Origin of the sequence: Limnohabitans sp. TEGF004 (assembly GCF_027924965.1) — a bacterium.
In the GTDB taxonomy this organism is placed as follows: domain Bacteria; phylum Pseudomonadota; class Gammaproteobacteria; order Burkholderiales; family Burkholderiaceae_C; genus Limnohabitans.
The window spans coordinates 1,389,321-1,405,404 of the sequence record NZ_AP027056.1 but is presented as its reverse complement, the minus strand read 5'-3'; the positions used below and the strand labels follow the sequence as shown (position 1 = coordinate 1,405,404).

At 55.8% G+C, this 16,084-nt stretch carries 12 protein-coding genes; 11 read left to right on the top strand and 1 reads right to left on the bottom strand.

Features of this window, described 5'->3' with window-relative positions:
• Window positions 1-38: 38 nt before the first annotated feature.
• Window positions 39-851, bottom strand: coding sequence for an enoyl-ACP reductase FabI (gene fabI, locus LINBF2_RS06650; RefSeq protein ID WP_281887668.1), 813 nt, complete (start codon window positions 849-851; stop codon window positions 39-41).
• Window positions 852-887: 36 nt separating this feature from the next.
• Here fabI and LINBF2_RS06645 point away from each other — a divergent pair, with 36 nt between their 5' ends.
• From LINBF2_RS06645 to LINBF2_RS06595, 11 genes are all read left to right on the top strand, one after another.
• Complete coding sequence (locus LINBF2_RS06645; protein ID WP_281887666.1) at window positions 888-2,750, top strand: extracellular solute-binding protein; 1,863 nt, start codon at window positions 888-890, stop codon at window positions 2,748-2,750.
• Window positions 2,747-3,781 (top strand): ABC transporter permease subunit, encoded by a 1,035-nt coding sequence (locus LINBF2_RS06640; RefSeq protein ID WP_104797346.1) that lies wholly within the window; start codon window positions 2,747-2,749, stop codon window positions 3,779-3,781. Before LINBF2_RS06645 ends, LINBF2_RS06640 begins: the two co-directional genes overlap by 4 nt.
• Entirely contained in the window at window positions 3,747-4,808 is a 1,062-nt protein-coding gene (locus LINBF2_RS06635; RefSeq protein WP_281891297.1) for an ABC transporter permease, read from the top strand. The genes LINBF2_RS06640 and LINBF2_RS06635 overlap by 35 nt, the downstream gene beginning before the upstream one ends.
• Window positions 4,805-6,439: a dipeptide ABC transporter ATP-binding protein gene (locus LINBF2_RS06630; RefSeq protein WP_281887663.1), complete on the top strand. Its 1,635-nt coding sequence runs from the start codon at window positions 4,805-4,807 to the stop codon at window positions 6,437-6,439. Before LINBF2_RS06635 ends, LINBF2_RS06630 begins: the two co-directional genes overlap by 4 nt.
• Window positions 6,440-6,577: 138 nt before the next feature.
• Complete coding sequence (gene rimP, locus LINBF2_RS06625) at window positions 6,578-7,138, top strand: ribosome maturation factor RimP (RefSeq protein WP_104797349.1); 561 nt, start codon at window positions 6,578-6,580, stop codon at window positions 7,136-7,138.
• A 28-nt stretch (window positions 7,139-7,166) separates the two neighbouring features.
• Complete coding sequence (gene nusA / locus LINBF2_RS06620; RefSeq protein ID WP_281887660.1) at window positions 7,167-8,651, top strand: transcription termination factor NusA; 1,485 nt, start codon at window positions 7,167-7,169, stop codon at window positions 8,649-8,651.
• A 24-nt stretch (window positions 8,652-8,675) separates the two neighbouring features.
• Complete coding sequence (gene infB / locus LINBF2_RS06615) at window positions 8,676-11,510, top strand: translation initiation factor IF-2 (RefSeq protein WP_281887657.1); 2,835 nt, start codon at window positions 8,676-8,678, stop codon at window positions 11,508-11,510.
• A gap of 19 nt (window positions 11,511-11,529) precedes the next feature.
• Window positions 11,530-11,901: a 30S ribosome-binding factor RbfA gene (gene rbfA / locus LINBF2_RS06610; protein ID WP_104797352.1), complete on the top strand. Its 372-nt coding sequence runs from the start codon at window positions 11,530-11,532 to the stop codon at window positions 11,899-11,901.
• A 55-nt stretch (window positions 11,902-11,956) separates the two neighbouring features.
• Window positions 11,957-12,931: a tRNA pseudouridine(55) synthase TruB gene (gene truB / locus LINBF2_RS06605; RefSeq protein WP_104797817.1), complete on the top strand. Its 975-nt coding sequence runs from the start codon at window positions 11,957-11,959 to the stop codon at window positions 12,929-12,931.
• A gap of 14 nt (window positions 12,932-12,945) precedes the next feature.
• Complete coding sequence (gene typA, locus LINBF2_RS06600; RefSeq protein ID WP_104797353.1) at window positions 12,946-14,763, top strand: translational GTPase TypA; 1,818 nt, start codon at window positions 12,946-12,948, stop codon at window positions 14,761-14,763.
• 146 nt (window positions 14,764-14,909) lie between these two features.
• Entirely contained in the window at window positions 14,910-16,043 is a 1,134-nt protein-coding gene (locus LINBF2_RS06595) for an enoyl-CoA hydratase/isomerase family protein (protein ID WP_281887653.1), read from the top strand.
• The last annotated feature ends 41 nt before the right edge of the window (window positions 16,044-16,084 follow it).

The window sequence follows — 16,084 nt, the reverse complement described above, 5'->3', positions numbered from 1 at the left end:
CCGCATATGTGGCCACCCGCGTGGCCAGGAGCGCCAGCTTACTCGGCTACAGGCTCGGCAATGCCACCTACAACTTGGCTAAATCCGCCGTCCACATAGGTAATTTCGGCAGTTACGCCTGCAGCCAAGTTGGACATCAAGAACGCAGCTACGTTGCCCACGTCTTCGATGGTCACGTTGCGGCGGATGGGCGAGGCTTCGGCCACCACGCTCAAAATCTTGCCAAAGCCTTTGATGCCGCTAGCCGCCAAGGTTTTGATGGGGCCGGCGCTGATGCCGTTGGCGCGCAGGTTGCGGCCTTTGGCGCCCAAGGATTCAGCCAAGTAGCGCACAGACGCTTCAAGCGAGGCTTTGGCCAAGCCCATGGTGTTGTAGTTGGGCACGGTGCGGATGGCACCCAAGTACGACAGGGTCAGCACGGCTGAGTTGTCGTTGAGGTAGGGCAGAGCGGCTTTGGCCATCGCGGGGAAGCTGTAAGCGCTGATGTCGTGTGCAATGGCAAAGCCTTCGCGAGACAAACCATCGAGGAAGTCGCCCGCAATAGCTTCGCGTGGGGCGTAGCCAATGGAGTGCACAAAACCGTCAAACGTGGGCCAATGGGTCGACAGATCTTTGAACATTTGGTTGATTTGGTCATCGCTGCCCACATCACAATCAAAAATCAGTTTGGAGTTGAAGTCTGCGGCAAACTCTGTGATACGGTCCTTGAAGCGCTCGCCCACGTAGCTGAACGCCAACTCGGCACCTTGGTCGTGGCAAGCTTTGGCAATGCCATAAGCGATGGAGCGGTTGGACAACACACCCGTGATGAGAAGCTTTTTGCCAGACAGGAAACCCGTTTTTGTACTCATGTAAATCTCTCCAAAAAAATCTTGCAGAATTGTCGCATGCGTAGCTTCCTCATTTTGTTGGCGTTTTGGTGCTCTAGCCCCTCGTGGGCGGGGCACGCTTACGCGCAATTTGGAGACATCAAATACCCCGCTAATTTCAAAAACTTTGACTACGTCAACCCGATTGCGCCCAAAGGCGGTGAGCTGGTGTTGGTGCCACCTTCTCGTTTGTCGAGTTTTGACAAATACAACCCGTTCACCCTCAAGGGCAATGCCGCACCAGGCCTTAGTGGTTTGGTGTTTGAATCGCTCTTGACAGGCACCATGGATGAGCCCACTACGGCCTACGGTTTGTTAGCTGAAGATGTCAGCGTTGCATCTGACCGCCGCTCGGTAACGTTTAAATTACGCAGCCAAGCGCGCTTTCACACAGGCGAAGCCGTGATGGCCGACGATGTGAAATATTCATTTGAGCAACTCATCAGCAAGCAAGCAGCACCACAGTTTCGAACGCTATACGCCGAGGTGGTAGGCGTGACGGTGGTGGACTCTCGCACCGTGCGCTTTGATTTCAAGCGCGCCAACCCAGAGCTGCCCTTGATCGTAGGCGGCATGCCTGTGTTCAGCCGCCAATGGGGCATGGAGAACGGTGCTCCCAAACCTTTCGACAAAATCGTCACAGATACGCCGATCGGAAGCGGGCCCTACAAAATTGGCCGTGTCGTGTTTGGTCGTGATGTGACTTACGAGCGCGACAACAACTACTGGGCGCGCGAACTCAATGTGCGCAAAGGTTTGTTCAACTTTGACCGCATCACCTATCGCTTGTACAAAGACAACACCGCACAGCTCGAAGGATTCAAGGCGGGCGAATTTGATTTGGTGCAGTCCTTCATTGCGCGCGAGTGGGCGAGGGGCTACACAGGTAAGCAGTTTGTCAACCGCGCCCTGATGAAAAGCGAGTTCAAGCACGGCAACGCAGGTGACTTTCAGGGCTTCATGTTCAATACCCGCTTGCCCAAATTCAAAGATGCCCGCGTGCGCGAAGCCATTGCCTTGGCGATGGACTTTGAGTGGATGAATCGTCAATTGTTTTATGGCGCTTACCAGCGCGTGCGTGGCTACTTTGTGGCCAGTGATTTTGAAGCCACTGGCATGCCTGATGCTGCTGAGTTGGCCTTGCTCACGCCTTTGCGTGACAAACTTTCGCCGAATGTGTTCAAAGATGCCGTGCCGCAACCATCGCGCACCTCGCTCGACCCCAAGTCGGGTGAAACCTTGCGTGACCATTTGCGCCGTGCCAAGGCCTTGTTGGCAGAGGCGGGTTGGACCTACCGCGATGGCGCACTGCGCAACGCCAAGGGCGAGGCATTCACCGTTGAGTTTTTGGATAACTCGGGCGCCATGGGCCGTGTGATCACGCCGTACGCCAAGAACTTAGAAAAGCTCGGCTTTCAGGTGAACTACAAAGTCATTGACTTTGCGATTTTGCAAAAGCGTCTTGATGTGTTTGATTTTGAAATCATCAGCAACCGCATTGTGGGCAGCGAGTCACCGGGCACTGAGCTGATGGAGCGTTTTGGATCCAAGGCTGCCACTACCGAAGGCTCGGGTAACTTCATTGGCATTCAAGACCCTGCGGTGGATGCTTTGCTAGAAAACGTGACATCTGCCAAAACCCGTCCTCAGCTCATCACGGCGGTGCGTGCGTTAGACCGCGTGCTGCGCCACGGCCACTACAGCGTGCCGCATTGGTATGGCGGTGTCCATCGAGTCGCATGGCGCAACGGCCGCTTTGAGTTGCCTGCCGTTATGCCGCGCTACTACCAACCCGAAACATGGGCCTCTTCCACTTGGTGGGCCACCATTGACAACCGTGCCACCTTGGCGGCCATCAAAAGAGCGGAGCGTGCGCCATGAGTTCGTACATCCTCAGACGTTTGTTGTTGATGATTCCCACCTTGTTCGGCGTGCTGCTCATGACCTTTGTGGTCATTCAGTTTGTGCCGGGGGGTCCTGTTGAGCAAATGGTGTCGCAGCTGCAAGGCCGCGACAGTGGCGGCGAGGGCGCTGCCGTGGCAGGCGCTGGCTACCGTGGCCGCCAAGGCGTGGACGCTGCGCGCATTGAAGAAATTCGCCAGCAATACGGCTTTGACAAACCGCCAACCGAGCGCTTTTGGCAAATGCTCAAACAGTTCGCCGTGTTCGATTTGGGCAAAAGCTTTTTCTATCCCAAAACCGTGTGGGAGTTGGTGAAGGAGAAAATGCCTGTCTCCATCAGCTTGGGGCTGTGGACCTTCCTCTTGAGCTACCTCATCTCGGTGCCCTTGGGTGTGGCCAAGGCCGTGCGTGCGGGCTCGTCGTTTGATTTGGTGACCAGTCTTTTGGTGCTGGTGGGCTTTGCCATTCCTGGCTTTGTGCTGGGTGTGGCTTTGCTGGTGGTGTTTGGTGGCCAGTTGCAGTGGTTTCCGCTGCGTGGCTTGACCTCGGCCAATTGGGAACAGCTCACTTGGGGCGCGCGCATCACCGACTACTTGTGGCACATCGTGCTGCCCGTCACCTCCAGCGTCTTGGGTGCTTTTGCGGTGACCACCTTGCTCACCAAAAACGCCATGCTCGAAGAGATTCGCAAGCAATACGTGCTCACTGCGCGCGCCAAAGGTTTGTCTGAGCGCCGTGTCATTTGGAATCATGTGTTTCGCAATGCACTCATTCCCTTGGTCACAGGTTTTCCTGCCGCCTTCATTGGGGCGTTCTTCACGGGTTCGTTGTTGATTGAAACGCTGTTCTCGCTCGATGGCTTGGGCTTGCTTAGCTATGAGAGCGTCATGCGCCGAGACTACCCCGTGGTGTTGGGAACTTTGTATTTGTTCACGCTGATTGGCTTGGTCACCAAGCTCATCAGTGACCTTTGTTATGTATGGGTGGACCCGCGTGTCAAATTCGACTGAAGCCTCTTTGTCGCCTACGCAGCGTGCTTGGCTGCGCTTTCGGCACAACCGCTTGGGCTTTTACAGCTTGGTGTTGTTTGTATTCTTCTTCGGCTTGAGTCTGCTGGCTGAAGTGCTGTGCAACGATAAGCCCTTGCTGGCTCGCTACAACGGCAGCTTTTACATGCCCATCGTGCACAACCAGCCCGAGACAACCTTCGGTGGCGACTTTGATACGCCTACCGATTACCTCGACCCGTTTATTCAAGCTCAGTTCGACAAGCCCGGCAACTGGGCCTTGTACACGCTCGTGCCTTACCACCACAGCACCTTGAACTACTTTGCTGCCACGCCCAACCCCGCGCCACCCTCAGCGGACAACTGGTTTGGCACAGACGACCGCGGTCGCGATGTGCTGGCACGCTTGCTCTACGGTTTTCGCATCTCGGTGTTGTTTGCTTTGGCGCTGACTTTGTTTGGTACGGTCATCGGCATCTTGACGGGAGCCTTGCAAGGCTTTTTTGGCGGCAAGACCGACTTGGCCATGCAGCGCTTCATCGAGGTGTGGAGCGCTATGCCTGAGCTTTACTTGCTCATCATCTTCTCGGCGGTGTTTGATCCGAGCATCACCTTGCTGCTGATTTTGTTGGGGCTGTTTGGTTGGATGGGTTTGTCCGACTATGTGCGGGCTGAGTTCTTGCGTAACCGTCAGCTCGACTATGTGCGCGCTGCGCGTGCCTTGGGCTTGTCCGATGCGCAAATCATGTGGCGTCATGTGCTGCCCAACAGCTTGACGCCGGTGGTGACATTCCTGCCGTTTCGTATGAGCGCGGCCATTTTGTCGCTCACCTCCTTGGACTTTTTGGGTTTGGGCGTGCCGCCGGGCACACCCAGCTTGGGCGAACTGTTGGCGCAAGGCAAAAACAACATCGATGCGTGGTGGATTTCTTTGTCCACTTTCGCCGTGTTGGTCGTGACTTTGATGTTGCTGACCTTCATGGGTGACGCGCTGCGCGATGCGCTGGACCCCCGAAAGGCACGCTCATGAGATTGCCTTTGCTTCAAGTGCGCGATTTGCGCATTGGTTTTCATGCAGAAGATGTCGTCAAAGGCATCAGCTTCAACCTAGATCTTGGCGAGAAGCTCGCCTTGGTGGGCGAGTCGGGCTCCGGTAAAAGCGTGACCGCGCTGAGCTTTGTCAAACTGCTCGAAGGTGCGCGCGTGTCGGGCCGCGTGCTGTGGACGGCGCAGGATGCGGACACGCTTGCGCCAGAAGCCACCGACGCACCGCACACGCACGACTTGGTCAAACTCAGCGAGCGCGAGCTCATCAACATCCGCGGTCAAGACATCGCCTTTGTGTTCCAAGAGCCCATGACGGCTTTGAACCCTTTGATGATGGTGGGCGACCAAATCGCGGAAGTGTTGGAACTCAAACGTGGCATGACACGCGAAGAGGCCTGGCACGAAGCTGTGGAGTTGCTCAGCCTCACAGGCATCCCCGAGCCCGTTCGCCGAGCCAGCGCGTACCCGCACCAGCTCTCAGGTGGTCAGCGCCAACGCGTGATGATCGCCATGGCTTTGGCGTGCCGCCCACGCTTGTTGGTAGCCGATGAGCCCACCACCGCGTTGGATGTGTCGCTGCGTGCGCAAATTTTGGATTTGCTCAGCGACTTGCAAAAACGCTTTGGCATGGCGGTGTTGCTCATTACGCATGATTTGAATACCGTGCGCTACTTTGCCGACCAAGTCTTGGTCATGGAAAAAGGTGTGGTAGTGGAGTCGGGTGCGGTGGATGTGGTGTTGACTTACCCCACGCACCCTTACACCCAAAAACTGATCAACAGCCAGCCCCCGCGTGAGGTGGTGGAAGCCAAAAGCAATGCGCCTGTTGTCATGCAAGCCAGGGCGTTGCGCGTGAGCTACCCCATCCGCCGAGCCGGTTGGCGCGGTTGGTTCAAAGGCGGCCAGTTTGTGGCGGTGCAGGGCGCTAGCTTTGATTTGTGCGCGGGCCAGACCTTGGGCGTGATTGGCGAATCGGGGTCGGGCAAAACCACCTTGGCTTTGGCCGCGCTTGGGTTGATGCCTTGCGAGGGGGCTCTCACCATCGACGGCGTTGCTTGGCAAGGCAAAGCGGGGCAAGATTTGCCGCTGCGTCGCAAGGTGCAAGTGGTTTTCCAAGACCCGTTCTCGTCCTTGTCTCCGCGCATGAACGTGCAAGAACTCGTGTCTGAAGGGCTGACGCTACACGCACCTCAATTGGACGATTTGGGCAGGCTTCGCCGCATTTTGGTGACCTTGGCTGCGGTGGGTTTGACCGAAACCGAGTTCCCCGGTTTGCTACAACGCTACCCGCATGAGTTTTCGGGTGGTCAGCGCCAGCGCTTGGCGATTGCCCGAGCTTTGGTGGTTGAGCCGCAGGTCTTGGTCTTGGACGAGCCCACCAGCGCCTTGGACGCCACCACGCAGCTTCAAGTGCTGCAACTTTTGCAAAAGCTACAGCGCGAGCGGGGTTTGAGTTATTTGCTCATCACCCATGATGTCTCGGTCATCCGCGCCATGGCCCACCATGTCATGGTCATGCAGGCCGGCAAGGTGGTTGAAGCAGGGACGTTTGAGCAAGTGCTGAACAATCCGCAGGCGCCTTACACAAAGATTTTGGTAGGGGCCGCAGCCTAAAAATACCGTTTATCCTTTGATAATCAAGCATTTAGGCGCTACAATAAGTGCTTCACGACCAAACGGGCGGGTAATTACCGCTCGTTTTTTTTGGTCGTTTGTTTTTTGAACACTTGATTTAGAAGGCTATTTTCCGACGTGAGTTTGCAGCAAACCGTAGAACAAACAGTGACCGGCTTAGGTTACGACCTGGTAGAGATTGAACGCTCCGCCGGAGGTCTCTTGCGCATCACGATCGATATGCCTTGGACGGCTGACACCCCTGTTCAGCCCATCAATGTGGAAGATTGCGAGCGCGTCACGCGCCAACTGCAATTTGCATTGGAAGTCGATGGCGCCGAATACGCTCGCCTTGAAGTGTCTTCCCCCGGTATTGACCGCCCCTTGCGTCACCAAGCGGATTTCGAGCGTTTTTTAGGCGAAGAGGTGGACCTCACGCTCAAAGCGCCCATTGGCGCTGCAGCAGCAGGCCAAGTGTCTGCCACCCGCAAAAAATTCCGTGGCACTTTAGAACGCACCGACGATGGCGCAGGTTGGCAAATCACGTGGCGTGATGAAGTCAAGGCCAAGCCGGGTCAAAAAGTGAGCCCCAAAAGATTAGCCGAAATGCCAGTGCACGCACTGGGTTTCACGCTGGACGAGCTGCGAGAAGCGCGTCTGGCTCCGATTGTGGATTTCAAGGGCAAAAAGCCCCGTTGAACATAGGTAAGAGAAGGAGTAACCGATCATGAACCGCGAAATGTTGATGTTGGTCGAGGCAATCTCGCGCGAGAAGAACGTCGAGCGCGATGTGGTGTTTGGCGCCGTTGAGTTGGCGCTGGCCCAAGCCACCAAAAAACTGTACCAAGGTGAAGTGGACATTCGCGTCGCGATGGACCGCGACACTGGCGAGTACGAAACTTTCCGCCGTTGGTTGGTGGTGCCTGACGAAGCCGGTTTGCAAAACCCAGAAGCCGAAGAGATGCTGATGGACGCCCGCGAGCGCGTGGCTGATGCCGAAGAAGGCGAATACATCGAAGAAGGCATCGAGTCTTTGCCGATCGGCCGTATCGGCGCGATGGCGGCCAAGCAAGTGATCTTGCAAAAAATCCGTGATGCTGAGCGCGAAATGTTGCTCAACGATTTCATGTCGCGCGGCGACAAGATTTTTGTGGGCACGGTCAAGCGCATGGACAAGGGCGACCTGATTGTTGAGTCCGGTCGCGTTGAAGGTCGTCTGCGTCGCAGCGAAATGATTCCGAAAGAAAACTTCCGTAGTGGTGACCGCGTGCGCGCCATGATCATGGACGTTGACCTCACCTTGCGTGGCGCTCCCATCATCTTGTCGCGTTCTGCACCTGAGTTCATGGTCGAGTTGTTCCGCCACGAAGTGCCAGAAATCGAACAAGGCATGCTTGAAATCAAATCTTGCGCCCGTGACGCTGGTTCACGCGCCAAGATCGCTGTGATCTCTCATGACAAACGCGTGGACCCCATCGGTACTTGCGTCGGCGTACGTGGCACCCGTGTGAATGCCGTGACCACCGAACTCGCAGGCGAGCGCGTGGACATCGTGTTGTGGAGTGAAGATCCGGCGCAATTCGTGATTGGCGCTTTGGCTCCTGCCAACGTCAGTTCCATCGTGGTCGACGAAGAGCGTCACGCCATGGATGTGGTGGTGGACGAAGAAAACCTTGCCATTGCCATCGGTCGCGGCGGTCAAAACGTGCGTTTGGCTGCTGAATTGACAGGTTGGAAAATCAACATCATGGACGCGGCTGAGTCTGCTCAGAAGCAAGCTGACGAAACCTTCAGCATCCGTGAATTGTTCATGGCCAAGTTGGATGTGGACCAAGAAGTCGCTGACATCTTGATTGAAGAAGGCTTCACCAGCCTCGAAGAAGTGGCCTACGTGCCCTTGCAAGAGATGTTGGAAATTGAAAGCTTTGACGAAGACACCGTCAACGAGTTGCGCACACGTGCCAAGGATGCGCTGCTCACCATGGAAATTGCACGCGAAGAGAGCGTCGAAGAAGTTTCGCAAGATTTGCGCGACCTCGAAGGATTGAATGCGGAGTTCTTGCCCCAGTTGGCTGAGAGCGGCGTACACACCCGTGACGATTTGGCCGATTTGGCCGTAGACGAGCTCACAGCCATTACCGGCCAAAGCGAAGAAGAGGCCAAAGCCCTGATCTTGAAGGCACGTGAACATTGGTTCACGGGTCAAGAGTAATGGTCATGGCGAGGAAGATCAGATATGTCCAGTACGACCGTAGCCGAGTTTGCCAGCGAACTCAAAAAACCAACCGACACCCTGCTTGATCAACTCAAGGCAGCCGGTGTTGCCAAAGCTTCTGCCAGCGATGTGCTGACAGAAGGCGACAAACAAATGCTCTTGAGCCATTTGCAAGCCAGCCATGGCACTGCATCGCCCGAGCGCAAGAAAATCACCTTGGTCAAGAAATCGACCACGGAGATCAAACAAGCCGACGCCACAGGCAAAGCCCGCACCATCCAAGTAGAAGTGCGTAAAAAGCGTACCTTCGTCAAACGCGATGAAGACGAGAGCACAGAAGTGCAAGCAGCACCTGCTGCAGTGCAAGAGCCTGTTGTGCCCGTGATTGACCATGCCGAGCTGGCCCGCCGTGAAGAAGAAGCACGCCGCCAAGCCGAGCTGATCCGTCGCCAAGAAGAAGAGCTGGCTGAAAAACGCCGCCTGCGCGAAGAGCAAGAAGCCAAAGAGCAAGCCAAGCAAGAAGCTGCCAAAGCCAAGGCGCAAGCCGAAGCTGCTGTGGTAGCTGAGACTGCTGCGCCTGAAGCTAAGGCCGAAGCAGCAGAGCCCGTGGTCGACGTCAAAGCGCAAGCCGCTGAAGCCGCCCGTGTGGAAGCTGCAGCGGCCTCTAAAGCTCGTGCCGACGAAGATACTGCTCGTGCTGCCGATTTGGACAGCCGTCGTCGCAAAGCTTTGGCCGAAGCCGAAGCCATTCGCTTGATGATGAGCACGCCACAAAAGCAAATGGTGGCCAAAAAGCCTGAGCCCACACCTGATCCCAAAGCCATCAAAGGCACTTTGCACAAGCCTGCCGGTACACCCGGTGCTGGTGCACGTCCTGGTGCACCCGCTGCGCCTGGTACAGCTGCGCCTGGCAACAAAGAAGTCAAGAGCGCCAAGTTGTCTTCCAGCTGGGCCGATGAACAAGCCAAAAAGAAAGCCATCAAAACACGCGGTGACGCGAGTGGTGGCGTAGGCCGCAACAGCTGGCGTGGAGGCCCCAAAGGCCGCCGTGACCGCGACCGTGATGACGACCGCGCACCACAAGCAGCGGTCGAAGCACGCGTGCTGGAAGTGCACGTGCCCGAAACTATCACCGTGGGCGAGTTGGCCCACAAGATGGCGATCAAAGCCTCTGAAGTCATCAAGCAGTTGATGAAGCTCGGCCAAATGGCCACCATCAACCAGCCTTTGGACCAAGACACCGCCATGATTTTGGTGGAAGAGTTGGGACACAAAGCGGTGGTGGCTGCACTGGACGATCCAGAAGCCTTTACCGAAGAAGAAGCATCAGGTCACCAAGCTGAGTCCTTGACACGCGCCCCTGTGGTGACGGTCATGGGCCACGTGGACCACGGTAAAACTTCTTTGCTCGACTACATCCGTCGCGCCAAAGTCGCGTCGGGCGAAGCCGGTGGCATTACCCAACACATTGGCGCGTACCACGTGGAAACTCCACGCGGCATGATCTCGTTCTTGGATACGCCCGGTCACGAGGCCTTCACGGCCATGCGTGCGCGCGGTGCCAAGGCAACCGACATCGTCATCTTGGTGGTGGCGGCTGATGACGGCGTGATGCCGCAAACCAAAGAAGCCATCAAGCATGCAAAAGCAGCGGGTGTGCCGATCGTGGTGGCGGTTAACAAAATTGACAAACCCGGTGCCAACCCTGAACGCGTCAAAGGCGAACTGGTGGCTGAAGAAGTGGTGCCTGAAGAGTTCGGTGGTGATTCACCGTTCTGTGAAGTCTCCGCCAAGACCGGTGCTGGCATTGACGAGTTGCTGGAGCAAGTGCTCCTGCAAGCCGAGGTGCTTGAGCTCAAAGCGCCTGTCGACGCCATGGCCAAAGGCTTGGTGATCGAAGCGCGTTTGGACAAAGGTCGCGGTCCTGTGGCCACAGTGCTGGTTCAGTCCGGTACGCTGAATGTGGGCGACGTGGTTTTGGGCGGTCAAACCTATGGCCGCGTGCGCGCCATGTTGGATGAGAACGGCAAGCCGATCAAGTCTGCTGGCCCATCGATTCCTGTTGAGATTCAAGGTCTCACCGAAGTGCCGCAAGCGGGCGATGAATTCATGGTCATGACCGACGAGCGTCGTGCCCGCGAAATCGCTACCTACCGTGCAGGCAAGGTGCGCAACACCAAGCTGGCCAAGCAACAAGCGTCGAAGCTGGAGAACATGTTCTCCGACATGACGTCTGGCGAAGTCAAGCTGTTGCCCATCATCGTCAAGGCCGACGTGCAAGGTTCGCAAGAAGCTTTGGCTGCGTCGTTGCTCAAGCTGTCGACCGCAGAAGTCAAAGTTCAGTTGGTGTACGCCGCAGTGGGTGGCATCAGCGAGAGCGATGTCAACTTGTCTATCGCTTCTAAGGCTGTGATCATTGGCTTCAACACACGTGCTGATGCTGGTGCGCGCAAGTTGGCCGAGAACAATGGCGTGGACATTCGTTACTACAACATCATTTATGACGCTGTGGACGAACTCAAAGCGGCCATGTCCGGCATGCTCACACCCGACAAGAAAGAAGAAGTCATCGGTACGGCCGAGATTCGCCAAGTGCTGCGCGTCAGCAAGATTGGTGCGATCGCGGGCTGTATGGTCACCTCCGGTTTGGTACGCCGCAACGCCAAGTTGCGTTTGTTGCGCAACAACGTGGTCGTCTTCACCGGCGAACTCGACAGCTTGAAGCGTTTCAAAGACGACGCCAAAGAAGTCAAAGAAAACTTCGAGTGCGGTTTGACCATCAAGAACTACAACGACATCGTCGAAGGCGATGTGTTGGAATTCTTCGAAATCAAAGAGGTGGCACGTACGCTGTAAAGCGTCAGTGCAATGAAGCATGGCACGTAAACCGACCAGCACCCCCAACCGCAGCTACCAAGTGGCCGACCAGATCCAACGTGACCTGGCCGAGTTGATCGCGCGTGAGTTGAAAGACCCACGCGTGGGCATGGTCACGCTACAAGGTGTGGAAGTGACGCCCGATTACGCCCATGCCAAAGTGCATTTCAGTGTGTTGAATGGCGACCCTGTGAAAACAGGTGAGGGCTTGAACCAAGCTGCGGGTTTCCTGCGCAACGGCTTATTCAAGCGCTTGCACATCCACACCGTGCCTACTTTGCACTTTGTGTACGACCGCACGCCTGAGCGTGCGTCAGACATGAATGCGCTGATTGCCAAAGCAGTCGCTAGCAAAGCCAAGGACGATTGAACGCATGAACGCCGCAGGGCAGACATCAGGGAGCAACGAAGCTCCCCGTTCACGCATGCCGCGCGTGCGGGTGCAGCGTCGCCCTGTGCATGGTGTGTTGCTGTTGGATAAGCCCATTGGTTTGTCCAGCAACGATGCGCTACAAAAAGCCAAGTGGCTGTTACGGGCTGAAAAAGCCGGCCACACTGGCACGCTCGATCCATTGGCCACTGGTGTGTTGCCATTGTGTTTTGGTGCAGCGACCAAATTTAGTCAGCTCCATTTGGATGCTGACAAAACCTACGAAACCACAGTGCGCTTAGGTATCAAAACCAGCACTGCGGATGCCGAAGGTGAAGTTATTTCAGAGCGTCCCGTCACTTGCACCGTGGGTCAAGTGGTGGAAGTGCTGGACCGTTTCATGGGCCCGATCACGCAAGTGCCGCCCATGTACAGCGCCTTGAAAAAGGACGGCAAAGCTTTGTACGAATATGCGCGTGCGGGTGAAACCGTTGAGCGCGAGCCTCGCCATGTGGTGATTCACGATTTAGAGCTGCTCGAGATGCAGCTCGAGGGCGATGCACCGTTTTTGCGTTTGCGTGTGACCTGCAGTAAGGGCACTTACATCCGCACCTTGGGCGAAGACATTGCCGAAGCTTTGGGTTGCGGTGGTCACTTGAGCGCTTTGCGTCGTGTGGCTACTGGCCCCTTTGAAGAGTCAGCCTGTGTGACCTTGGAAGACTTGGGCGCCATGGACGAGCCACAACGCGAAGCGCGTTTGATGCCAGTGCAGTCGCTCTTGGGCGATCACACGGTCGTCACATTGGATATTGAAAATGCAGGTCGCTTTTTGAGCGGCGTGCGTCGTCGCGGTACTTGGCCAGACCTTGACCGTGTGAGTGTGTTTGGGGAACAACCGCACGCTTTGCTGGGCAGTGCTCATGTCAAAGCTGGTGAACTGATTCCGGGACGGTTGTTGAGTCCCCTTGAAATTCAACAAATTTTAGAAAGTTCGTCTGTGAACCAGCCCGCATTGGCTGAGCAGGCATAAAGGAAGAGAGAAGCATGAGTAAGCAAATTCGCAACATCGCCATCATCGCCCACGTTGACCACGGTAAAACCACCATGGTTGACCAATTGCTGCGTCAATCTGGCACCTTCGCCGACCACGAAAAAGTGGTGGACACCGTGATGGACAACAACGCCATCGAACGCGAACGCGGCATCACGATTCTGGCCAAGAACTGTGCTGTGAGCTGGGAAGGTACACACATCAACATCGTTGACACCCCTGGTCACGCGGACTTCGGCGGCGAAGTGGAACGTGCCTTGTCGATGGTGGACGGCGTTGTGTTGTTGATCGATGCGCAAGAAGGCCCCATGCCTCAAACCCGTTTCGTGACCAAGAAAGCTTTGGCTTTGGGCTTGAAGCCCATCGTCGTGGTGAACAAAGTGGACAAGCCTGGTGCGAACCCAGACAAAGTGGTGAACGCCGCTTTTGACTTGTTCGACAAACTCGGTGCAACCGACGAACAACTCGACTTCCCCGTGGTGTATGCCTCAGGTATCAACGGCTGGACTTCTCTTGAAGAAGGCGCGCCAGGCGAGCAGTGGGGCCCAGACATGTCGGCCTTGTTCAACACTGTGTTGAAGCACGTGCCTCCACAACAGGGTGACCCTGCTGCGCCCTTGCAATTGCAAATCTCAGCGCTCGACTTCTCCACCTTCGTGGGTCGTATCGGCGTGGGCCGTATCAGCCAAGGCACTGTCAAGCCAATGATGGACGTGATGGTCATGGAAGGCCCAGATGGCTCAGCCGTCAAAGGTCGCGTCAACCAAGTGTTGAAGTTCCAAGGTTTGGATCGCGTGCAAGCCACAGAAGCCGGCCCTGGCGACATTGTGTTGATCAACGGTATTGCTGACTTGAACATCGGCGTGACGGTGACAGACCCTGTCAACCCAGCACCTTTGCCGATGCTCAAGATTGACGAGCCAACACTGACCATGAACTTCTGCGTGAACACCAGCCCCTTGGCCGGCCGTGAAGGCAAATACGTGACCAGCCGTCAGCTGTGGGACCGTTTGCAAAAAGAATTGCAACACAACGTGGCTTTGCGTGTGAAAGAAACCGACGAAGAAGGCGTGTTTGACGTTGCCGGTCGCGGTGAATTGCACTTGACCATTTTGTTGGAAAACATGCGCCGCGAAGGCTACGAGTTGGCTGTGTCTAAGCCACGCGTGGTGTTCCGTGACATCAATGGCGAGCGCCATGAGCCTATCGAATTGGTGACCGCTGATATCGAAGAAACCCATCAAGGCGGCGTGATGCAAGCCTTGGGCGAGCGCAAAGGCGAACTCGTCAACATGGAGCCCGATGGCCGTGGCCGTGTGCGTTTGGAATACCGCATTCCAGCCCGTGGTTTGATTGGTTTCACCAACGAGTTCTTGAACTTGACACGTGGTTCAGGTTTGATCTCCAACATCTTCGACAGCTACGAGCCACATAAAGGTGACATCGGCGGTCGTAAGAACGGTGTGTTGATCTCTATGGACGACGGTGAAATCTTCACCTACGCTTTGGGCAAGTTGGATGACCGTGGCCGTATGTTCGTCAAGGCGAACGACCCCGTTTACGAAGGCATGATTGTGGGTATCCACAGCCGTGACAACGACTTGGTGGTGAACGCCACACGTACCAAACAGCTCACCAACTTCCGCGTGTCTGGCAAAGAAGATGCGATCAAGATCACGCCTCCGATCGACCTCACACTCGAATACGGTGTGGAATTCATCGAAGACGACGAGTTGGTCGAAATCACGCCTAAGAGCGTGCGTCTGCGTAAGCGCTTCTTGAAAGAGCATGAGCGCAAGCGCAATAAGTAATTCACTTTTTTGCACGAAAAGCCGAGGCCTGCCTCGGCTTTTTTACGCCTAGACTTTTTACATGTCGCTTGGGTTCATTTGTGTTGCGAGACCAGCATTGGAATTCATGAAAATACGAATAACTAATTTGAATGAGGAGAGCCACCATGTCCACTTACACCACTGATGTTCATGCTGAACGCGTGGGCCATTTAGGCTTCATCACGCTCAACCGCCCCAAGGCTTTGAATGCTTTGTCACTGGCTATGGTGCGCGAGCTGAATCACGTGTTGCAGCAGTGGCAAGACGATACACAGGTGATGGCTGTGGTGGTGCGAGGCAGCAACAAAGAAGGCCTCTTCGGTGCGTTTTGTGCAGGAGGTGACATTCGGTACTTTCATGAAGCAGCATTGAGTGGTGACGTGACGCTGGAAGACTTCTTCACTGAGGAATACAGCCTCAACCATTTGATTCAAAACTATCGCAAGCCGTACATTGCTTTGATGGACGGCATTGTCATGGGCGGCGGCATGGGCATCAGCCAAGGCGCTGCGCTGCGGGTGGTGACTGAACGTACAAAGATGGCCATGCCCGAGACCCACATTGGTTTGTTTCCGGATGTGGGGGGCGGTTACTTCTTAGGCCGCTGCCATGGCCCCAAGTGCCCAGACCACATGGGCGAGTATTTGGCGCTAACAGGCTATGTGCTGCGCGGTGGTGAATCGCTGCATGTGGGCTTGGCTGATGTGTGTGTGGACTCGGCTGCTTTGCCTGCGCTGTGGGATGGTTTGCGTCAGCAAGACTGGGTCAGTGGCGATGCTGTGACGGCTTGGCTACGTGAGCAATGCAAGACAACAACAGAGCAAGCCTTGGCCACAGTGCCAGCTTGGCAAAACGCACCCATCGATCAGGTGTTTGGCTTAGCCACGGTGGCTGAGATAGAGCAAGCCCTGCAAGGTTCAGATGAATGGTCTGTGCAAACTTTGAAGGCCTTGCACCATCAGTCGCCCTTGATGTTGTGTGTCACGCTAGAGCAAATTCGCCGCGGTCGCCAAATGAGCCTCGCAGAAGACTTGCGAATGGAGCGCGACATGGTGCGTCATTGTTTTCAGACCGACCATCTGTTACGTCGAGGTGTGAGCAGCGAAACGGTGGAGGGTATTCGCGCTTTGGCGGTTGACAAAGATCACACACCCAAATGGCAACCCGCGCGCATCGTTGATGTCACACCTGAGATGGTGCTGCCGTTTTTTGAAAGTCCTTGGCCCGCATCTGCGCATCCCTTGCGCCATTTGAGTTGAGCCTAGCCGCAGCGTTGGCGGCGTAGGTGGGCAGGGCAGTG